Source organism: Allocoprococcus comes, from assembly GCF_013300725.1.
Lineage (GTDB): Bacteria > Bacillota > Clostridia > Lachnospirales > Lachnospiraceae > Allocoprococcus > Allocoprococcus comes_A.
Genome location: NZ_JAAIMM010000019.1, coordinates 1 through 21,699, shown reverse-complemented (window position 1 = coordinate 21,699; position 21,699 = coordinate 1). Strand labels below are relative to the sequence as shown.

The window sequence follows — 21,699 nt, the reverse complement described above, 5'->3', positions numbered from 1 at the left end:
TCATGAATAAAGAAAAAGTCTATGTAAAAGTCGATTCTACATTCGACCCAACCGGTTTTATGCAGCCGACATCGATCACCTGGTCGGATGGACGTATCTTCCCAATCGAAACAGTGCGCGACTTCCGTCCCGCCGGGACTGCCGATAACGGTTACTCCGGTGACTGTTTTACTGTGCTCATACAGGGGCAGGAAAAGCACCTGTTCTTTGAACGCCTCGACCCGCGCTTCAACGGACGGTTAGGCCGGTGGTTTGTCGAGAGAACCGGACATTAACCGCAATATTATGAGAACACAGTCGGAAAGGAGGAAATTACACGATGCAACGCACATATCTTGCGATAGATCTTAAAAGCTATTATGCGAGTGCGGAATGCGCCGCTCGACACCTCGACCCGCTTACCACAAATCTGGTCGTGGCGGATTCCTCCCGCACAGAGAAAACCATCTGTCTTGCTGTGTCTCCTTCCCTGAAAGCCTATGGTATTCCGGGTCGCGCCAGACTGTTCGAAGTCGTGCAGAAGGTCAACGAGGTCAATGCGAATCGGTTAAGGGAAGCGGTACGACTAAGAAAGGCTGTGTATAAGAACGGTAAGCCATCCTTCTCCTCGGCCTCCTATGATTCCTTATCCCTTGCCGCCGACCCATCACTTGAACTCTCTTACCTTGTTGCACCGCCCCGGATGGCATATTATGAAAAGGTGTCGCGGCAAATTTATGGCATCTATCTGAAATACATTGCCCCGGAGGATATTGTGGTTTACAGTATCGACGAGGTGTTCATCGATGCCACCTCATACCTATCCCACTACAATATGACTGCACACGACCTTGCCATGACAATGATCCGGGAAGTGCTTTATACGACTGGCATCACAGCCACTGCCGGGATCGGTACGAATCTGTATCTGGCGAAGCTGGCAATGGACATCACCGCCAAGCACACTGCGCCGGACAAGGATGGGGTCCGTATCGCTGAACTGGATGAAGAGATCTTCCGCTATCTCCTCTGGGATCACAAGCCGCTCACAGACTTCTGGATGACTGGTCCCGGCACCGTCAAACGATTAGAAAAACACGGCATCCATACAATGGGTGAACTGGCATATTTCAGCACTGTCAATCAGGATATCTTATATAAGGAATTCGGCGTTGATGCCGAACTGCTGATCGACCATGCTTGGGGTCAGGAACCCTGCGGCATGAAAGAAATCAAAGCCTACAAACCCAGCACCAGCAGCATCTCCGAGGGACAGGTTCTCTCCTGCCCTTACCCATACGACAAAGCCAGAATCATTGTCATGGAGATGGCTGACAGCCTGGTATTACAGCTGACGGACAAAGGACTGGTAACGGATAGCCTGACACTGGATGTTGGCTATGACCGGGAAAACTGTGACAGCGGTAAGTATAAAGGTCCGGTACACATCGATCACTACGGCCGCACTGTTCCGAAGGGTGCTCATGGCAGCGCAAAACTGGATAATCCGACCAACCTTGGCAGCATCCTGATCTCTGCCACAACTGAGCTGTTCGACCAAATCATAAATAAAGAACTAACAGTACGAAGAATCACAATAGCCGCCAACCGTGTGGTCAAGGATGAGGGATTCTTCCAAGTTGACCTGTTCACGGACACGACCAGACTGGAAAAAGAGAAAAAGCTGCAAAATGCAATGCTGGGACTTAAGAAGAAGTTCGGCAAGAACGCTGTTCTGAAGGGAACCAACTATCTGGATGGTGCAACGATGAGGGAAAGAAATCAGCAGATAGGCGGTCATAAAGCCACATAAGGAGGGAAAACATGAACTACAAAAACACACCGGAAGGCAGAGCCGTCCAAAGTAAGTATGGCAAAATCCTCCATGCTCCCCGCCCAGAGCCACCACATAATCATCCCCGGATGCCGATGTCAACTCGCGCTAAAATCTTCTCTCCTTTTGCCGCCTTACGAGGCTATGAGGATGAGATTGCTTCCGAGGGCAGAGATCACCTCAAAGGAAATAGAATTGAACTGTCTGAAGAAGGCAAACAAGCACTGAATCAAAAGATCAGCCAGCTTCGGAAGGGACAAGAGATCACAATAAAATATTTCACGGACGGCTACTATGAAGATATAGCCGGAGTACTGGATGCTGTGGATGCAATAAACAAAGAGCTACGAGTTTACACAGGATTTATAAATGATACCGGCAAAGAGCTGCCGACCATTATTGCATTTGAGGATATATTAGAGATTGGGGTGAATATGACTTGAACTGCTACTTTTGCGACGCCTGCCGCTACTGCTTCTCTGCTGAGAAGCTGCCGGATCGTTGCCCTGACTGCGGGGCACAAACCTATAAAGAGAAGCCAGCGGTGCGCTTAGCGAGTAAAATGGAAAAAGAGAAACTGCTCAGAATACGGAAAGAAGATAAGGAGGACACACAAAATGAAAGCACATAAATATTGGTCACTCGGCGCACTTGCCTGCATGGCAGGGTGTTTCTACACAGGCTGCAAGAAGCTGATGCAGGCCCACAAGTATTTTGCTTGTGGCTCTCTGGTCTGCATGGGTATGGCAATTTACTCCGGCCACAAAATTGCACCGAAGAAGAAAAAAGATGAAAAGCCTGAAAAATAAGAACACACACCCTCGCCGTAACAAGCGAGGGCTTTTTTGAACTCCAGGAGTTCATTTTATTTCCATCACAAACTAAATGTTACATACCGTATACTTCCATCATGAGTCAAATTCCAACTTTCAGGCCTTCCTCAAAAGCGGTCTTCTCCCATGCACAGCACACCGTTCCCTGCCGGTCCATGATCTTCTCCCAGAGAGGAATCTTATCGCCGATGTAGTCATCTACCAGCCTATCCATACCTTCCAAGCCACGCAGCCACTCTTCCAGTTCCTTTTCTTTTTCCTTTGCTACTTTCCCGGCAACTGTGTTTTTCTCTACTGGATTATTCTCCGTGTAATGCTCGTAGATCAGATCCAGCAGATTCTCCACTGGCGGATAATACTCCGGCTCCGTTTTCTTAATACAATCCTCCAGCACTTCTTTCAATTTTTCTATAATGCTACCATCCTTCCCAACTGAGATTCACATCCTCAGTTACGGCACATATTACCGCACACTTTTGTACATAGCAACCTATTTTTTGCGGCCTTTCGGATGGCCCATCTTCTGCTTCACTTCATCTGGCATGTCGATCAGTCCGAACCGATAGAACATTCCGTAAATATAAGTCACTCCTCGGATATCCCCCAGAGCTTTCGGGCGGTTTACCACTTCTCCTACCTTTTTTATATTGTTCAGTGCCAGCAACACCGAACTCCACGCCAAGCTTTTACTCTTTTCTCGGCGATCGATCCACAGTTCCCTTGTGTATTCGCCGCTTCTGCCTTTTCGTATTTCATAGGTAAAGGGTAAGCCGGAATAGGTTTCAAAGCGCACACCAGAATAAAGCAAGATCGTCTCCCACAGGTGCTCCTCTGTTGGCTCTGATCTCAGTTTTCTCACTACTCTGTATCTCCGCCGCCGCTCCGCTCCAACACTAATTTTTTCTTTATCAGCAGTACTTGGGAAGTATACACCTTTCTGATATGGCAGGTACGAGGTAACGGAGGCTTTGGAGAGTTGAAGAGTATTTGCGGTTGAGAGGATGGCTTCTTTATAGTTCTGTGTTTCTCGATACTCCTCAAAGGTATCCTGTACCTTCTCCGCCACATCCGATTCATACACACCAGCCGTGATGAGGAGCTTCCTCACTTTGATGGGATTCAGAGTTAGCACATCTGCAATGGATCGGAGGGAGCATTCCTCCTCATAAAGCGCCACAACCGAATCCATCTGCTCTTTCAGATTTTTCCCGGCATCATACTCCGGCTTTAGCTTCTTTCGACCGCCACCTGGCTTCCGAGATTTATACGCTCTTTTTTCTCCCATCGCTCACAGCACCAGCTCATACAATTTGAACGTCATCTTCCCGACTACATCATAATAGAGCGTTTTTGTCTGAACATATTGAAAGCCCAGTTTCTGATACAGCTTTTCGGCAGTTATATTGTTCTCGATTACATCAAGCCTCAATGCTTTCCTGCCAGCTTTTCTCTCCAGTTCAATCACATTCTCCACTAATCTCCGCGCCAGCCCTTTTCCTCTCTGCCCCGGATTCACTGCCAGAACATGAAGAACAATTATCTCATCCGAATTAATCTGCCACAGAGCATCTGCATAGCCATCGACCTTTTCATCATTTGCTATCACACATGCCGCAATTTCATCACCATCTGCCAGCACATACAGGTCTCCCTTATCAATACTGGCCTGTATCATTTCATCCGATGGATGGATTCCTTTCTTCCATTGTGGAAATGACGGGTCATCCTTCTCCTGATCAATCAAGTTCCAGTACAGGGATCTTATTTTGTAAAAATCTTCTTTTTCTGCCTTACGAAATATCATTTTGTCCACCTCTTTTACTCATGCAGCTCCAGCGGCAGTCCGTCCGGATCATGGAAGAAAGTCATCTTCTTTCCGGTATAGTCATCCACACGGATTGACTCACATTCTATACCTAATTCTCCCAGCTCTTTCACCGTCTGCTCCACGCTATCAACGCAGAACGCAAGGTGACACAGGCCACAGGCCTCTGGGCGGTTCACACGCTTCGGTGGATTTTCCTCAGCGAAAATCTCCAACTCTGTAAGCTCATTGACACGCAGATCTAGCTTCCAGTCTTTACGCTCTGGGCGGTAATTTTCTCTGATGACAGAGAAGCCCAGCTTGTTCACATAAAAATTCTTTGCGGCTTCGTAGTCAGATACGATGATTGCGATGTGGTGTATTTTTGATAAATTCATTTTTCTTACGCTCCATTTCTTTTATTTCCGTTGCAAACTATACATCAACCTTCAAAAATTACCGTGTGAACTCCTGGAGTTCAGTCCACACGGCAGTATCATCAAAACTTAATCACTTTCGGCTCGTGGGTGAAGGAACTAATGGTAGCCACACCATTCTTGAAGTAGAACACCTCGGTGTTACCATCATCAGCAGTATACATCTTCTTCAGACCCGGATAAGCATCCAGCATAGACTGTCTTGCCTCAACACGGTCATCCTCTACCAGCTCACCGGCAACGCGAATCCACTCGCCGCCCTTGAATGCACACAGTTCTGCTTTCGGGTTGGCGTGCAGCTGCTTGGAAACATCCTTCTTCTTACCAGTCTGGATGTACAGCTTGCCTTCAAAAATATGTGCCGTGCCAAACGGACGCACTCTCGGCTGGTCGCCTTCGACCGTTGCCAAATAATATGTTTCAGCCTCTTTTAAGAACTTTACGATTTCTTCCATGATACGGATCTCCTTTCCGATGTAATACACAGTCGTGTGTTATTTCAATTTTTCCAAAATCTCGTCTGCGCTCATGCCACTGGCCAGTAACTTCTTCAACACCTCTTCGGCCTCGGCCTTCTTTGCTTCTTCGGCGGCCTTCTGATCAGCTGCCGCTTTCTTTGCTTCCAGCTTTGTCAGTTCTTTCTGGGTGGACTTGAGAGCATTCTTCTTCTCTTTCAGAGCGTTCTTCTGCTCCTCAATCGCTTTCTGGACGGATGCAATTTCGCTGTTGAGGGTTGTGATTTCTTCTTGCGTTTCTGTTATTTGGGTTGCGTAGTCGTTATTAGTTTTGGGGCGGTTTTTGCTGCCTTTCGTTCTGGGCATCGTGATAACCTCTTTCCTTTTTAGTGGTTTAAGTACAGCACTGTGTTGGGGTGAGGGCAATATGAACACCTAAGCATCCAGCTCTATTTTTTCTGGAATATGCAAAGTATCAAATGCGCTATTATCTTCACCGGGTGCAAATTTAATCCTAATTGGATCTCCGTCCGCCAAACACGAAACAAGTTGCTTAATTCTATCCAATTCTTGCATTACTGCACACCTATATGTACGCATATACTTAAATTCAAATTCCGCTCCAAACAAATTTACATCACAAATTCCAACGTAAGATAGCATAGATATAGGAGTATCTAAATCTCCAAGCTGCTTACGAAATTCTTCACCTAGAACTCCTGTAAAAGAAGCCTCTTTCCATGTTGAATCTACCTCATCATTGAAAATTAATTCTGAAACTCTGAATACACAGCGATATTCTTCCTCGCTAATATTTCCAGATACATTCAATTTCACATTGAAATAATCTTCAATTGCACATATTCTCTTCAAAAAATCAATTTCATCAGCAATTGAATTAAACCCTGTTTCATAGTTCACACTATTGATAATCCCCGCGATAAAATCCTTTTGTACCTTTAATGCATATATATGTAAATCCTTAACCTGCGCCAATTCATCCATGAATTTTGCATAATTTAGCAATTCGTGATTATTAGCATTTGCAATATTAACTGTAAAATCTTCTTTTTGAGGATTTTGTGGATTTACTTTTATCTCAAAGTAAATTGTAGAATTTGTTTGTTCTCTGTTTCCTATGACATATGTTCCATCATCCAAAATTTCCTCAGTCCGAAGCAAGATATAATCAAAATACGTTTTCTCGCCCACTTTAATTGAGCAAGGGAAGGCTTCTGGAAATTCAGGTGGAATCGCTATAATTTCTTTCCCTACATATTGTTCTGCCTCAGTCTGAATTGGATCTGGTTTATTTCCTAATAGTTTTACCGCTTCATCTATAGACATTACCAATTTTAGCTGATGCCTATAAGCATAATCCATCGGATTAACCGATGCGTCATTGAAATAATGACTGCCTACACGTATCGTTCCTTTAAAATTCAATCGTGCAAGATATTTTTGCTGTGCCTTCTCTGAAAGAGGCGTGCTCTTTAAAATATCTCCGTCGAATGTAAATCCATAATCTGGATATAGCGGATGTTCCACCGACATTCCAGCCAGCAACTTTCTCAAATTTTTTTCAACTTGCGAATACTGACCGGTTGCTGCCATCTGCGACATATTCTCTACTGAATATAAAAGACCATTCGCCATTGACTGCTTCACCATATCCAATTGATTGGCGAGTTCATTTTTACTTTCCAATACAGTGTGCTGTATAGCTGATGTCGAAGACTCAACTGCCGGAACTATTTTTTCATTAACTGCATCTACAATCTCCGCTGCAAGTAAGTAATCCGAAACTGCAATTTTTTTCTTAAAAAACTGCCGAACAATTTCTAGGCTTATAGCAATTAAACGACTTACACGCTTTTTTGATTCTGTCGTGGATGCCTTAGAATATGCCACTGCCTTTGAAATAATTTCTTCGTGTGCTTTTCTTCTATCGTTTACACTCACGGCGAAAAATCTATTTTCAACATCAGTTAATAATTCTTGAGTAATATACTCCACAATCCCTTGAAAATCACATTCTTCCGCCATCGTGCAGAGATCGTTATATTTTCTTTCACTTTCAATGTATTCTTTAAGTGCACATTTCAATTTATGTTCGTCTATTTTAGATTCCATATGCTGTTTTGCCGCATCAAGACCTAAACCAGCAATATGGTCTCCAACCAAACCAAGTTCCATATTATGCACGCCCCCTTTTTGGCGTAGCTCTCTTATGCACCACAATTCTATTTTTCACATCTCAGCCGATCATAAGATCGTTGCCTGCTGCTCACCACGAAGAGGTGTGTGATTTATCAAAAAGATTTTTGATTTATTCGAGCAGCGCAGGGAGCTTACGCTCCCAGTATATCACAATTCTACCTTTTTTTACAGACGTTTTCTTGCCTTCACAATTCAGCCTTCACAATTCCGTAGTACATCAATCCACCTAGCACTCCACCGGCCGTGTTTTCGTGTAATTAAAAAAAAACAAAATCATTTTTTGATATGAAGTATCTCTAAAACTAATTTTACCGCCTGGTTCTTCATTATTAAAAGTACAATCATATAAGCAGCAACCGAAGCAGTCACTGAAAAAACCGTAGAAATCAGTACCGAACTAATATATTTCTCTGACACAGAACATATAGTCCATATTGCTAGACAGCCTATAGCAACGGAGGCAATATCTTTTTTTAGAAAACTGACCTTAAAATATTTTCTTCCATACCACCATGTTATAACCATTGACAGTAACTCCGCAATAACAGTAGTAAATGCTGCAGCATTCTGCTGGAATGTTGGAATAAGGATAAAATTCAATCCTATATTAACAAGTGCCGCAACAATCGTTGCCATCAACACCTTATTTTCGCACCTATATGGTATTAGAATGCACGATGTATAAAACCAACTAAAAATGCTAAAAAACAATGCAACAGAAAGAATTTTGAGCGATATATTTGCATCAACATATTCTTGTCCTGCGACAATAAAAACTATGTTTTTGCTTAATGCAATCATTCCAACCATTGCCGGAACAACAATAACAACAAGTGCATTCAAAATCTGGTTTGCCGTTCTATTAAAATAGTCTATTTTTTTCTCTCCCAGATAAGCAGATAACCTCGGAATTGAAACAATAATAATTGCGGCCAGCATTTGTTTTACAATAGTATAAATTTTGGTAGAAACAGAATACAATCCAACTGATTTATTTCCTGAAAGGAAGCCAAGCATTGTAGTATCTGCATTCGTATATATTGTTGTCGCTACTGATGTTGCAAACAGAACTAATATTGGGGCCAAATGCGTTAGAATTTTTTTATTAATGGTAAGTTTTATCTTACAATATTTTCTTCTAGAAACAGCATTAAGTATATTTGCGCCGCTGCATGATATAACTGTGATCCATACATAAGCAAACAAATCACTGCTATTCTTAACGAATACAAACATAAGTATTAACGAAATAAACTGAAACAGAATACCTCGAATTGTGATATATTTATAATCCTCATAAATTTGAAATATCCATTCACTTCCAATCAGCGTAAACATTATACTTATACTTAACGCTACCATTATTGAACTATATTGGTTAAATCTTGGAACTAAAAGGATACATACTCCTAAAATTAGATACGAAAGAACTGTCGAAATAAAATTAATTGAAAAGACCTCCGAAGCAAACAATGACATCTTTTCATCATCATCTCGATATCTTGCCCCCTCTCTGATAGCATAAGTGCTAATTCCTAAACCCGCCAGCAATGAAAAATACGAAATGACCGACTGACAAAACTTGTAAATTCCTATATTTTCAACATGAAGGACTCGTGATACATACGGAAACGTAATCAATGGAAAAATCACCTGACATGCCGTTCTAATCATGTTGAGTCCTGCATTGACACCAATAGATCTTTGGGTTTTCATTCTTTCTCAACTCCTTCCACAATTTTCACATAAACCAGCATTAATATACTACGCCATGTAATCGTCCTTTCAAACAGCTATCCAGTATATTTTACATATCACCCTTTTTATCAGTTGCTTTATTGACGAAAAAGAATGATACTGATTCATTAACTTTATAAAATCCTTTTTATACTTTCTTTGTTCTTCTCTATTCAAACTTTTCCATGCCATTCGTGAGTACATCGTCACCAATGCACTCATGTTCTTATTTAATAGTTCTCGCTCAACATAACTATCAAGTTCTTCTATTATTCTACGCCATGCACAAAGTCCTGAATGAAACTTGTACGAATATTTACCATGCGTCACACTCGAGTCACTTTGTATATAATTGTAATGCACTTCTGGCCCAAGTATAACTTTTCGGCATCTCTTGATATATTGCACATTAAACAATGTATCCTCACAATTGTGGATGTTTTCATCAAAGCGAATGTTTCCAATTATATTTCTAACAAACAACTTATCCCATACATGACCACAAAATTTACCATACGCTTTTATAATCTCTGTTAACGCTTCTTCTTGATTAAAAATCGTATTTGTATCTACAATTTCATAGAACCGCTTTCTGTCAAGTATTTGTCCATTTTCCATTTTGAAATTGTATGAACAAATTGCCAAATCTGCTTTTTCACTCAATAACAATTTGTATAGATACATAACAAAATTAGAATCAGCTTCATCTCCAGGGTCAAAAAAACACACGTATTCCCCGTGCGCAGTATTCAAGCCAATATTTCTTGCCGAAGAGACGCCTCCATTTCTCTTATTTATTAGTACAATTCTTGAGTCCTTTTGTTTTAATGCATTAATAATATCGGGAGTGGAATCAGTAGAACCGTCATTAATACAAATTATCTCCAAGTTATCATAAGTTTGTCTTCGCAACAGATCAAGTGTCATCGCAATAGAATTTGACACATTATATGCAGGCACAATAACCGATATCAATGGCATCTTCGTCATTCTTCTTCATACACTTCCTTTCCATTTTATTTTCAAATCCGAATTATCTTCTATACCAACATCTTTTATTAGGCATTAATCACTCACGCTAATTTGATATGTTACCCCCCCCCCCAGGAGCCAATAACTTGCACTTAATCAAAACTTCTTTTACTACTTGTTTTCCACAATTCTTCGGAAGCGCAAGCAAAACCGCACGATTAAACTTCATACCGTGTTTTATATGCTTGATAAATTTCTCTCTTGATTTCGGTGCTTTTGACGGATGCTCCAACTGGTGATTATTTTCTTTTGCCTTTTCAACATTTACATCAACCAATTTGATTTTAGCAAATTCCAAAAGGCTTTTTCCTTTTTCCGTCTGGCATAATACAAGTGAAACACCTTTATGCCATTCGTCCTCTGAGAGTTCTGTCCCCCATGAATCACCTAATGTAATATCACCCGGTCGTTTTTCTTGCGCATACTTACAGCTATAACAATTTTCTGTGTAAGATAGTGCAGATAAAAACGAAATCATATACCTATCACATACTCCGCGCGTTACTATGGTATGCGAACGCTCTAATACTTGAAAGTTTCCTTTAACTCGAAAATCAATAGACGCCACCTTATGTATATCTTCACCATACTGCTTTAAAAACATATCTAAAATTTTAGGCGATGGTGTCCCATGACAAATTAAATCAATGGTAGTAAGCTTTTCACCCAGAGGATCTCCAACATAATTTCTTAAAGCTGCAACCTGACAAGGTAATCCTATAAAAAGAATTTCAGTTTCCTTTGCCAGTTCCCTTTTTATAGTCTTGTAAATGCCTGTCGGATTGCTTTTAATATATTTTGACCCCGCAAAACAGTTCAATCTGTTCATATCGTCTACTATATCAAAAACAAAATCTCCCTCACGGAAAAGACAGCTACAAACCTTTCCGCCCTTTTCTATAAACGTTCTTGCCAGTTCCGTCGCAATTCCACCAGATGCAGACATCATTCGGATTTTATCATCATACGTCCAACCTTGCTTCCAAATAATTGGCGAGCGTAATTGAGGTAAGTTTTTCTGTTGACATACTTTCTCGCACATACCGCAATTAATACATTTATCCTCATCAATAACTGCATTAAAAGCATCAATAGCATCAACAATGTGTATTGCGTTCTTCGCACATATATCCACGCAAGCCATACAGCCTGTGCATTGATTTTCATTACAAACCGTTTTCATACTGTACTCCCCTCACATTTTTCTATTTCATTTTGCTCTTTGCTACTGGCACAGGCTATATACAACACTGTAAAAGCAAAACAGGATGCAAAAGAGGGATACATAAAGCATGTTTCTCCCAAACATGAAAATATATTTATTCCAAACACAATTAATGTCAACCTTTCAAATAAGTTATTGTTCGATTGATTTATAAGTTTTTTCAAAGTATATATCATGAAACACGACATAAAAATCAAGCCAAGAATTCCTGTTGACATTAAAACATAGAGAAAATAGTTATCTACAAAAAAAGTATTATACTGCGGTAATTGGTAAAATTCTCCTGAACCTATCAATCCCAACCCAATCCAAAGCCGCCCGCTTTTCACCAGCACTGGGACATTATAAATAAAGTTATAAGATCTATTAGATAATGTAAACAATCCTGCTATTCCGTTTTCACCACTAAATAGCAAAAGCAACATTACAATCAAGATAAGTCCAACTATTAAACCTCTTTTTCCATTATTGCTTTTTATCTTATTTATAAGCCTACTATACATTAGCAACACAATGAACAATATAAGTGCACTCAACGTAGTTCTAGATGCTGTTGCCAATATAATGTACATCATAAATACATCTATTATGAAATATATGTTCTTTTTCCTATTTTCACAGACTAAATAGCTAGATAAAACAATAACACAAAGTGCTATATTGGCTGCTGCATTCGGGTGGTAAAACCCAAATGCAGCTCTAGTTCTTGTATATCCACCAAAAACATTACTTACTAACTCGCCAAGTGCGAGTTTCCCATCCCAATTTAACGCAGCGCTAAAAATCATTCCTATCGTGAATGTCCAAAATGTTGTTTTTACAAAAGTAACCTTTCTACACTTACTGTCTTTTATATAAGAAGCCATTATAAAAACAAGAACATAAAATATCACTAGTGCATTAAATGTAAACTCTGTCAAACCCTTTAAACTATTATTTACAAGAATCTTTCCAAACAAAATCACATACACGCCGAATGCACTTCCCCAAAAAAGTATTGGGCTTGGTCTCAACTTTTTAGAGTTGCGTATCCATTGAAAAAATATAAATACAATCAAAAGTACTGATGAAATATAGTACATTTTCAGAGGGCTTGAAATCACACTGCTGTCCTGACTTATTAATATTCTACTAAACAGTATAACGCACCAAATTGAAAACGTTATTGTTTCAGTCTTTATCTTCATCGCATATATTCCTTAATTCCCTTTCTAGCTGGTTTACAGAATTGTTCCACGAAAACTGTTGAACAGTCTTGTAGCCATTTTCAGCGAGCTCAATTATCATTTCATGATTTTCAAATAGTTCACACAAATTTTCCGTCATTTTTCTGACATCACCTGGTTCACAAAGCAAAGCATTTTCTCTATCCGAACCGATATCTAACATACAACCTGTATTTGTTCCTACTACAGCGCACTTACTTGCCATTGCTTCAAGCGGAGTCAATCCCCATCCTTCTTCTCTCGATGTGTATAAAAAGATATCCGCCTTTTTATATAATCCTTTTAATTCTTCTCTTGACGGATCCTTATAGTATACAATCTCATCAGAAATGTCCGGTCGATCTGCCAACCCAAACATTGTCAATTTCACATTAGGATATCTGTCTTTCGCATTTTTATATGCTGTTAGTCCATCTTTTACACCCTTTTTGGGAAGATCGTGATACAGCATTAAAACCTCAATTGTTCGATCTCCAAAATCGTATTTTTTTTTCGGATTATTAAATACTTCTAAATCCAACCCATCAAAAACAATTGGCGCATCTTCTGCCCCAAGTTGCTCTATTAATTTATTTTTTATCCAAGTTGATATTACAATATGTCGCAGAGGTTGTGTGTATGATTTTCTTCCAAGTTCTTCATTATTCCATATTTCATAGTCTTGAATCAAATATACCTTTTTACCTTTATTGGGGCTCAATCTAGCTACTGAAAAAGCCGTCGGCCAAGCACTCGCCATACAAACATCAGCATTTCTAATGTATCGATCGGAAACAAATGGAACTGGAAGTACCTTCACATCAAATTGAAGATTCTTATATTTTTTCTTTATTTTATAGCTATAAATTCTTTTTATTGTGTTCGTTACAACATGCGCCTTATTTAAAATCAACGAGTTGCTATTTTGCACATCATATGCCATTAAAGGTGTATAAAAGACGACATCATGTCCTTTAGCTTTAAACAACTCACCGTACTGAAAAAGGACTCTCATGCCTCCTGATAATCCTATACCTGGAACTATAATATTTATAACCATCTTACCTTTTCTCCTTCATACCATCCTTGAGTCCTTTCAATCCGGCACTTAGTTTTTCTAACTTTTGATCTTCAAAAATAAATATGATAATAACATGCTTCACTGCTCCAAGAAATGCTCTCACCTCACTAATTTCTTTATGCTTTTTTGAAACAATCATCGCATTTCTCGTTCCATAATATCTTCTAAAGGGTGAGTGATTCCATGTTTTTATCTTCCAAGGTCCGACTTTTACAATGTGTCCCTGTCCTATCTCATGAACAAACCCCACAAAGTCAGCTTGATATATATAATACCCTTTTTCTCTCATCGTGAGGCACATATCATAATCAACCTGATCTATAAAAAGACTCTCGTCAAATTTCCCAGCTTTTTCCCACGCTTCTACATTAAGCAATGCCGCTGAAGTAATACACCAAGCTACTTCTTTTAACTCACCAAATTCAGTGCCTTCTTTTTTACATTCATCTTCTAAAAAATTTCTGTCTTGATAAAGGCATGTAAGCTGTCCAACATTTTTCATAGACAAATATGGTCTATACTTGTCAATTATATCATCCTTACATACGGTATCTTGATCCAATGTAAGAACCCACTTTACGCCGCAACTTTCCGTTGAATCCGCAATGACATTAAGTGCCGCTGCAATTCCTTTATTTTCATGTAAGTCTATATATAGTATTTTGGATGTGTTAAAATTTTGGATTTCACCCTGAATTTCTTCTTTATTGCTAGATCCATTATCTACCAATATTAGTCGATCTACTTGACCTAAAATATGTGTAATGTTTTCCTTCAACCTACTAATTTCCGGATTGAATAAAACAATTCCCGCAAAAATAGCTTCCATACTCTCACCCTATGTGTATTAATTCCCAATTATCTTGATATAAATCTGCTTTAGCATGTTTACCCGTCTTATACCAGATATCCGGTGCAACCACAATTTTTTTCTTTTCATTTGACAGATACTGAGCCCACCAACTAAACGAACTGTTAGACAGTACAAAATGTTTACACGCTGACATCAAACGCAGTTTTTCCCATACCGGATCCACTCCACTCTCATAATAGACTTCTCCTGGAAATTCCATATTATTTTTTACCCAATCTATATCATCGGAGAAGCCAAAGAATGTGCAATCTGGCAAACGGTTTTTTATATAGGTAAGAGCATTTCTAAAATATGTATTATCACATATATAAAAAGTACCTTTGTTCTTATCATTCATAAAATCTCCGCGCCGAATAGTAACGCAAACTGAATTTGTATTTCTGATTTTATTATATAGTTCTTCATTTTGTGGTTGCAGTGGTTCTTTTGGAGTGAGTTCCGTCCGAAGAATTTCTGCCACGTCAGAAAAATACTTTTCGCTCTGCCAGTAACCATTAAGGACAATTCGTTTCTGCAATTCTTCATTCAACAACGGCAAAGGCTTATAAATCCGTGCAGATTTCCAAACAAAAACACCTTTTTTCGCCATCATGTTAAAGTACAAATCCGGAAAAAATTTTCTTAAAATTTTGACTGAATAGTTATCTGCATTTGCTTCCTTTAACGGTCTTTCTGAAACAACCTCCACATTTTCATTTAAATTAAAATCAAGTAAAGCCAACCGAAAATTGGGCGTATTCTGTCGCATTTCATATGTGTTAAGATAAATCTTGCCGCCATATTTTTCCTGCAGCTGTCGTGCACACGCATACTCAAAAAGTTGATTTCCCAATTGACCCACTATATTTACTTCAATCATCCTTACATTTCTCCATCAGATAAGCATTTTCTTTAACTGTTCATTCGATTGCCTCCGATATTTTTCTAAGATATCATTTACAATCTTGTAGTCAATCTTTTGATTAATATATGAAAAGTCACCAAGGCTATTTAATATTCTATCCTCTAATCCAAACTGCTTCAAAACACTCAAATTTCTCGTAATTTTTTCTTTCGGTAATACTTCGACAAACTGCCTGTTAAACATTATTGCAAAAGCAGTACCGTGAAAGGAATCAGTAATCATATATTCTGCGTTTGCAATATATGATAAAAATTTAAATGGTGATAAACACAGCTTAAATTTTCCTACCCGCATACAGTTATGCGCCTCAACAGAAACTCTAAGCAATTTTAACCCCGCTTTATTCGCAAATTGCTTTGCATATTCATCCATTTCACGATTGGCATTAAGTTGATAAAGCAATACATACCCTTTTTCATGTATCGGCAGCAATTGTTTTCTCCATCGATCTCCTCCAAAAATCATTGTTGGATCAAGAATCTGTATTGCCTCATATCCAGCTTTATTTACTATATTAACCGCACTATCTTCTCGAACGGTTATGTAATTATATCCAGACAACAATTCTCTGAACTTATCAATTCTCTCTTTCGGATAATTTTCTTTTCCAAAACTTGCAGAGAACGCTATCTTTTTCGCATCATGCGGAGCAAAACTCAAGAAATACATAGGATCTACATCATCTTGAGCAATTTCTCCCCAAACTTGATCACTACCTGTACAATAGATATCAGCTGTCGGTATTTTGTTTGCATCTACAACTGGATTTGTAATGCGCTCGCTCAAATTCAGATACTTGGCTCTTTCCTTTTCAAATGCTCTTCCACAAATATAGTGATCTGGCCATTGAACGATTCTATATATAAGTCTAGTAAAAATATTCCGGTTCCATTTTTTAGACTTTTTTAACAGCAGTTCTGTCACATTATGATATTCTTCATCTTCTCGAACATAATCCAGAACTTCTGCATTATATCCGTAGTCTTCAAATAGTTTTTGTGTTGCATACGTTTGCAAAAAAGAGCCATAATTTACAATTGCATGGCGTGTTACAAAACAAATTTTTTTCATAATCATTTCCTTATGCTCTATATGAATACTTGACCTTAACAATCGCCCTGCATAACACCATCAGCATTTTATACTTTTTCTTCTTTATGAGATAAAGCATCACATTCCAAGGTATGCCAATCTTTATAGTCGTTTCATTGACGAAGTTTTCTAAATCAAGTCTTTTTAATCCGTCTTCAAATTTCTTGCCCATTTCTTTGAAACTAACATTATTCTTAGCTTCATTCAGGGACGCATAAAAAATACAGAACAAAACATAGCTATCATATTGACTTTTCAACTTTTTATTGTTCTGTAATAGTTCCTTATTCAGATAAGCAAATAAGACTCTCAGTCTTTCAAATCGTCGCGCATCATACGCTTTTGTCATAGATTGACTGTTTTGCCGATAATAATATAATGGAATATCAATGCCATAAAAAGACTTGCATTCTAATATGCTATTGTATATACATGCGACATCTTCACCAAAAGTAATTTTGTCTTCAGAGCAAAGATTGTCTCTTAGAATTTCGGTCTTAATAATTTTAGACCATACTGCCGGTAAAACACCAAACGTGTAAAATCTTTGATTTCTGTCACAAAGCATACATGGAATAATCTTTTCTTTGACATCTTGTTCGCCAAAGAATCCTCTAAAATGCGATGTTATCATCTCAACATTTTTCCCATCTGTGCTTTTAAACGCATTATATTCCACAATATCTGGATGAGCTTCCGTAATCACCTTATTAACTTCAGCAAGCCAATTATCTGAAACCCAATCATCTCCATCTACATAGCCAACATACTCACCCTTTGCAGCCATTACACCAGCTCTTCGAGCACTAACTAACCCACCATTTGCTTTATGTATAACTCGAATGTGGTCATTTTTCAAAGCATAAGCGTCACAAATTTTACCGCTATTATCAGTAGCTCCATCATCCACAAGAATTAATTCATAATTATCATAGCTTTGACTCAGAACGCTTGCTATGCACCGGTCAAGAAATTTTTCAACGTTATAAATCGGTACAACAATACTAAACCGGAGATTTTTATCCATTTTGCACCTCCACACTGTTTCTTTTTTGTATGTAAGTCACATTGTCCGGAATATTCTTTGTAACTATTGCACCGGCCGCAATAACAACATTATTTCCAATCCTAACATTTGGAAGAATTAAGACGTCGCTTCCTATCCAGACATTCGATCCAATTTCAACTCTTCCTACAACATAACCTTGTTTTCTGAAGAGTCCATTTATAGAATCAGTTTTATGGTTATGGTCGTATATCTTGACATTTTCCCCAAATATACAATCATTCCCTATATTAATTTCGCCTAGAGATGTCATTGAACAATTACGGTTAAAAAAACAATTATCTCCAATATTAATGCTTCCTGTTTTTTCAATCATCAAATGACATCCCGGATAAAAGAAAGTCATTTTGCCTAAATGAAAGCGACTCCCATATAAAATTTTCCAGCACAGAATTTTAAGAATCCCGATAACTCGATTTATAATTTTTATCAGATATTCAGACATTATTTTCCTCACCATCAAAGACATTTTTCAAATTGTGGCTGTCTTTTTTGTTTCAGATGCAGTCGCTTTATTGAAAATGACTACGTGACATCTTAAAACTTAAAAGTATCTTTCAGTCCAAGCCACTTCTGATCCTTTTCACTCAGGTTCAATGCCGTACCATCTTTCAGCGTGTAGCCCTCTGCAATGGCACTGCCCTTGTATTCACCCTTCAACTCTGGCCACTCGATGCCGATCTCCGGGTCATTCCAAGCCATACCGCCCTCATCATTCGGATGCCAGAAGTCATTGACCTTGTAGCAGAACTCAGCCTCATCACTCAGAACCAAGAAGCCATGTGCAAAGCCCTCCGGGATGAGGAACTGCTTCTTGTTCTCAGCAGACAGGGTCACACCATACCACTTACCATAGGTTTCAGAGTTGCTTCTCAAATCAACAGCAACATCAAACACAGTACCGCGCACAGCGCGCACCAGCTTACACTGCGGATACTGCTTCTGGAAGTGCAGACCACGCAGCACGCCTTTTGTGGACATGGACTGGTTATCCTGTACGAAGTGGATATCAATGCCAACTTCTTTCATATCTTTTTCGTTGTAGGTTTCCATGAAATAGCCACGGGCATCACCATGAACAGCAGGCTCAATAACACAAAGGCCCTCGATGCTACCTACATTTTTCTCAACTTTAATCTGTCCCATCGTTCTTCTATCTCCTCTATTACTGCTCGATTTCTTTCAGGTAACGGCTCAGTGCATCCTGCCAAGTCGGAAGCGGAGTAAAGCCTGCTTCCACCAGCTTGCTCTTATCCAGGCGGCTGTTAAATGGACGAGCAGCCTTGCTCAGACCATACTCCGCCGTGGTCACTGGCAGGACTTCCGTCTTATAGCCAGCCTGACGGTAGATTTCTTTCGTAAAATCGTACCAGCTAATATAGCCGCCCTCGTTGGTGGCATGATAATAGCCGTATTTCTCAGTTTCATTCATATCGACGAGCAGTCGAGCCAAGTCGTATGTATAGGTCGGTGTGCCAATCTAGTCATTGACCACACGGACAGTGTCGTGGGTCTTGCCGACATTCAGCATAGTCTTGATGAAGTTCTTACCGTTCAGACCAAACACCCATGCAATGCGGACAATGAAATATTTCTCCAGCGTCTGGCTGACTGCCAGCTCACCTTCCAGCTTCGTCTGACCGTACACATTCAAAGGCTTATAATCCTTGCAGTCCGGCTGCCAAGGCTCTGTGCCCTGACCGTCAAACACATAGTCTGTGCTGATGTAGGTCATCTTGCAGTCCAGCTTCTTGCAGACATCCACAATATTCTGGGTGCCGCCAACATTGATGGCACGCACTTTCGCCACTTTATCGTCGTCCTCCGCCATATCCACAGCAGTCCATGCCGCGCAGTGGATCACGGCATCCGGATTCACTTCTGTAATTACTTTCTCAACAGCGTCTTTATCTGTAATGTCTAGAGCCACATACGGTGCTTTTGTTACCGCAGAACCATCTGCCACACCGCTATAGGTTTCCTGAATATCAGAACCGACACCCTCATGACCGCGCTTCAGCAGTTCATTCATCACATCATGGCCCAGCTGACCGCCAACGCCGGTTACAAAAAACTTCATGTTCTTTCCTCCTGTTAGCGATTGCTGTACATCTTCTCGTAGTAGTTCTGATACTCGCCGCTGATGATGGTTTCCCACCACTCACGGTTATCGAGATACCACTGGATGGTCTTCTTGATGCCGTCCTCGAACTTGGTTTCTGGCAGCCAGCCCAGCTCATTGTGGATCTTGGTCGGGTCGATGGCGTAGCGCATATCATGGCCCTTACGGTCGCCAACATGGGTAATCAAACTCTCCGGCTTACCCAACTCCTTGCAGATAATCTTCACGATTTCGATGTTCTGCTTCTCATTGTGGCCACCGACATTGTAGACCTCACCAACATGACCCTTATGGATAATCAGGTCGATAGCCTTGCAGTGGTCTTCGACATACAGCCAGTCACGGACATTCAGGCCTTCGCCGTAAACGGGTAGTGGCTTGTCAGCCAGCGCATTTGCTATCATCAGCGGAATCAGTTTCTCCGGGAAGTGATACGGACCATAGTTGTTGGAACAACGGGAAATGGTCACAGGCAGGCCGTAGGTACGGTGGTAAGCCAGAACCAGCAGGTCAGCAGCAGCCTTGGAACTGCTGTACGGAGAGCTGGTGTGAATCGGAGTTTCCTCGGTGAAGAACAGGTCAGGACGATCCAACGGCAGGTCGCCATAAACCTCATCAGTAGAAACCTGATGGTAACGCTGGATGCCATACTTACGGCAAGCATCCATCAGAACACTGGTACCGATGATATTGGTCTGGAGGAAGATGCCCGGATCTTCAATGGAACGGTCAACATGGGATTCTGCCGCAAAGTTGACTACGATGTCCGGATGCTCTTCTTCAAACAGCTTGTCTACAGCTTCGCGGTCGCAGATATCGGCCTTCACAAAGCGAAAATTCGGGTTATCCATAACAGGTGCCAGCGTGGACAAGTTGCCTGCGTAAGTCAGCTTGTCCAGACAGATGATCCGGTAATCCGGATACTTCTTCAGCATATGGAACACAAAGTTACTACCAATAAAACCAGCACCGCCGGTAACAATAATATTCATGATTTAATCTCCTCTAACTTTTACTTATCCTCGAATTAATACAGATGCTCCTGATACTTGCCGTCCATAACATCCTTCAGATACTGGCCGTACTGGTTCTTCTTCATGACCTCATAGACTTCCATCAGGTCATCTTTGCTGATCCAGCCATTCAGGTATGCGATTTCCTCCAGGCAGGCAATCTTACGATGCTGATGCTGTTCCACAGTCTTTACGAAGTTGGTGGCATCCGCCAAGCTCTCATGTGTACCAGTGTCCAGCCAAGTGAAGCCCTGACCCAGCAGTTCCACATTCAGAGAACCATCTTCCAGATAAATGCGATTCAGGTCGGTAATCTCCAGCTCACCACGAGCAGACGGTTTCAGGCTCTTAACAAACTCGACTACACGGTTATCATAAAAGTACAGACCCGTGACACAGTAATTGCTCTTCGGATGCTCCGGTTTTTCTTCGATAGAAACGGCCTTACCGTTCTTATCGAACTCCACGATACCGAAACGCTCCGGATCGTCCACATAGTAACCAAACACCGTTGCACCCTTTCCGTTTTCTGCATTCTGGACAGCTGCTTGCAGACGCTTTTTCAGTCCATGACCTGCAAAGATATTGTCGCCCAGAACCATAGCCACAGAGTCGTTACCGATAAAATCCGCACCAATGATAAAGGCCTGTGCCAGTCCATCCGGAGAAGGTTGAACAGCATAGGTCAGATTCACACCAAACTGGTGACCATCACCCAGCAGATTCTCAAAGAGGGCACTGAAAAACCTACCGCTTTAAATTTCAAATTATAATGCACATATAAAA

Annotated in this window: 23 protein-coding genes and 2 pseudogenes; 4 read left to right on the top strand and 21 right to left on the bottom strand. The window is 40.3% G+C overall.

Annotation, left to right across the window (positions count from 1 at the left end):
- The first annotated feature begins 2 nt into the window (after positions 1-2).
- The 4 genes from G4407_RS10900 to G4407_RS10885 all read left to right on the top strand — a co-directional run bounded on the left by G4407_RS10900 (position 3) and on the right by G4407_RS10885 (position 2,622).
- Complete coding sequence (locus G4407_RS10900; RefSeq protein WP_173688894.1) at positions 3-275, top strand: hypothetical protein; 273 nt, start codon at positions 3-5, stop codon at positions 273-275.
- Positions 276-319: 44 nt separating this feature from the next.
- Complete coding sequence (locus G4407_RS10895) at positions 320-1,792, top strand: Y-family DNA polymerase (protein ID WP_173688893.1); 1,473 nt, start codon at positions 320-322, stop codon at positions 1,790-1,792.
- 11 nt (positions 1,793-1,803) lie between these two features.
- Positions 1,804-2,256: a YolD-like family protein gene (locus G4407_RS10890; RefSeq protein WP_173688892.1), complete on the top strand. Its 453-nt coding sequence runs from the start codon at positions 1,804-1,806 to the stop codon at positions 2,254-2,256.
- A 174-nt stretch (positions 2,257-2,430) separates the two neighbouring features.
- The gene (locus tag G4407_RS10885) at positions 2,431-2,622 is read left to right on the top strand and encodes a DUF6219 family protein (protein ID WP_173688891.1); all 192 of its coding nucleotides are present in this window, start codon (positions 2,431-2,433) and stop codon (positions 2,620-2,622) included.
- A 106-nt stretch (positions 2,623-2,728) separates the two neighbouring features.
- Here G4407_RS10885 and G4407_RS10880 read toward each other — a convergent pair whose 3' ends face one another.
- The 21 genes and pseudogenes from G4407_RS10880 to G4407_RS10780 form a co-directional block, all read right to left on the bottom strand.
- Positions 2,729-3,049 (bottom strand): hypothetical protein, encoded by a 321-nt coding sequence (locus G4407_RS10880; RefSeq protein WP_173688890.1) that lies wholly within the window; start codon positions 3,047-3,049, stop codon positions 2,729-2,731.
- Positions 3,050-3,136: 87 nt separating this feature from the next.
- Entirely contained in the window at positions 3,137-3,931 is a 795-nt protein-coding gene (locus G4407_RS16580; protein ID WP_243868838.1) for a hypothetical protein, read from the bottom strand.
- Between the two features lie 3 nt (positions 3,932-3,934).
- Positions 3,935-4,450: a GNAT family N-acetyltransferase gene (locus G4407_RS10870; protein ID WP_173688889.1), complete on the bottom strand. Its 516-nt coding sequence runs from the start codon at positions 4,448-4,450 to the stop codon at positions 3,935-3,937.
- 14 nt (positions 4,451-4,464) lie between these two features.
- Positions 4,465-4,848, bottom strand: coding sequence for an SMU1112c/YaeR family gloxylase I-like metalloprotein (gene gloA2 / locus G4407_RS10865; RefSeq protein WP_173688888.1), 384 nt, complete (start codon positions 4,846-4,848; stop codon positions 4,465-4,467).
- Positions 4,849-4,949: 101 nt separating this feature from the next.
- On the bottom strand, positions 4,950-5,342 hold the full coding sequence (locus G4407_RS10860) for a pyridoxamine 5'-phosphate oxidase family protein (protein ID WP_173688931.1): 393 nt from the start codon (positions 5,340-5,342) through the stop codon (positions 4,950-4,952).
- A gap of 39 nt (positions 5,343-5,381) precedes the next feature.
- The gene (locus tag G4407_RS10855; protein ID WP_173688887.1) at positions 5,382-5,708 is read right to left on the bottom strand and encodes a hypothetical protein; all 327 of its coding nucleotides are present in this window, start codon (positions 5,706-5,708) and stop codon (positions 5,382-5,384) included.
- A 69-nt stretch (positions 5,709-5,777) separates the two neighbouring features.
- Positions 5,778-7,538 (bottom strand): hypothetical protein, encoded by a 1,761-nt coding sequence (locus G4407_RS10850; protein WP_173688886.1) that lies wholly within the window; start codon positions 7,536-7,538, stop codon positions 5,778-5,780.
- Positions 7,539-7,835: 297 nt separating this feature from the next.
- On the bottom strand, positions 7,836-9,278 hold the full coding sequence (locus G4407_RS10845; RefSeq protein WP_173688885.1) for a flippase: 1,443 nt from the start codon (positions 9,276-9,278) through the stop codon (positions 7,836-7,838).
- A 69-nt stretch (positions 9,279-9,347) separates the two neighbouring features.
- Positions 9,348-10,289, bottom strand: a complete 942-nt coding sequence (locus G4407_RS10840) for a glycosyltransferase family 2 protein (protein ID WP_173688884.1) — start codon at positions 10,287-10,289, stop codon at positions 9,348-9,350.
- A gap of 88 nt (positions 10,290-10,377) precedes the next feature.
- Positions 10,378-11,514, bottom strand: a complete 1,137-nt coding sequence (locus G4407_RS10835) for a Coenzyme F420 hydrogenase/dehydrogenase, beta subunit C-terminal domain (protein WP_173688883.1) — start codon at positions 11,512-11,514, stop codon at positions 10,378-10,380.
- On the bottom strand, positions 11,511-12,743 hold the full coding sequence (locus G4407_RS10830; RefSeq protein WP_173688882.1) for a hypothetical protein: 1,233 nt from the start codon (positions 12,741-12,743) through the stop codon (positions 11,511-11,513). The genes G4407_RS10835 and G4407_RS10830 overlap by 4 nt, the downstream gene beginning before the upstream one ends.
- A complete protein-coding gene (locus G4407_RS10825; RefSeq protein ID WP_173688881.1) occupies positions 12,727-13,821 on the bottom strand; it encodes a glycosyltransferase family 4 protein in 1,095 nt (364 codons plus the stop codon). Before G4407_RS10825 ends, G4407_RS10830 begins: the two co-directional genes overlap by 17 nt.
- A gap of 1 nt (position 13,822) precedes the next feature.
- Positions 13,823-14,671 carry a glycosyltransferase family 2 protein gene (locus G4407_RS10820; protein ID WP_173688880.1) on the bottom strand — a complete coding sequence of 283 codons (849 nt, stop codon included), beginning with the start codon at positions 14,669-14,671 and terminating at the stop codon, positions 13,823-13,825.
- Positions 14,672-14,675: 4 nt separating this feature from the next.
- Complete coding sequence (locus tag G4407_RS10815; protein ID WP_173688879.1) at positions 14,676-15,575, bottom strand: alpha-1,2-fucosyltransferase; 900 nt, start codon at positions 15,573-15,575, stop codon at positions 14,676-14,678.
- Positions 15,576-15,590: 15 nt separating this feature from the next.
- Positions 15,591-16,691, bottom strand: a complete 1,101-nt coding sequence (locus G4407_RS10810; RefSeq protein WP_173688878.1) for a polysaccharide pyruvyl transferase family protein — start codon at positions 16,689-16,691, stop codon at positions 15,591-15,593.
- A 10-nt stretch (positions 16,692-16,701) separates the two neighbouring features.
- Entirely contained in the window at positions 16,702-17,739 is a 1,038-nt protein-coding gene (locus G4407_RS10805) for a glycosyltransferase family 2 protein (protein ID WP_173688877.1), read from the bottom strand.
- The gene (locus tag G4407_RS10800) at positions 17,732-18,094 is read right to left on the bottom strand and encodes an acyltransferase (protein WP_173688876.1); all 363 of its coding nucleotides are present in this window, start codon (positions 18,092-18,094) and stop codon (positions 17,732-17,734) included. Before G4407_RS10800 ends, G4407_RS10805 begins: the two co-directional genes overlap by 8 nt.
- Before the next feature lie 221 nt (positions 18,095-18,315).
- On the bottom strand, positions 18,316-18,924 hold the full coding sequence (gene rfbC / locus G4407_RS10795; RefSeq protein ID WP_173688875.1) for a dTDP-4-dehydrorhamnose 3,5-epimerase: 609 nt from the start codon (positions 18,922-18,924) through the stop codon (positions 18,316-18,318).
- Between the two features lie 19 nt (positions 18,925-18,943).
- Positions 18,944-19,858: pseudogene (rfbD, locus tag G4407_RS10790) on the bottom strand (dTDP-4-dehydrorhamnose reductase).
- Positions 19,859-19,872: 14 nt separating this feature from the next.
- Positions 19,873-20,892: a dTDP-glucose 4,6-dehydratase gene (rfbB, locus tag G4407_RS10785; RefSeq protein WP_173688874.1), complete on the bottom strand. Its 1,020-nt coding sequence runs from the start codon at positions 20,890-20,892 to the stop codon at positions 19,873-19,875.
- A 35-nt stretch (positions 20,893-20,927) separates the two neighbouring features.
- Positions 20,928-21,644: pseudogene (locus G4407_RS10780) on the bottom strand (sugar nucleotidyltransferase); the annotation flags it as partial.
- Between the last annotated feature and the right edge of the window lie 55 nt (positions 21,645-21,699).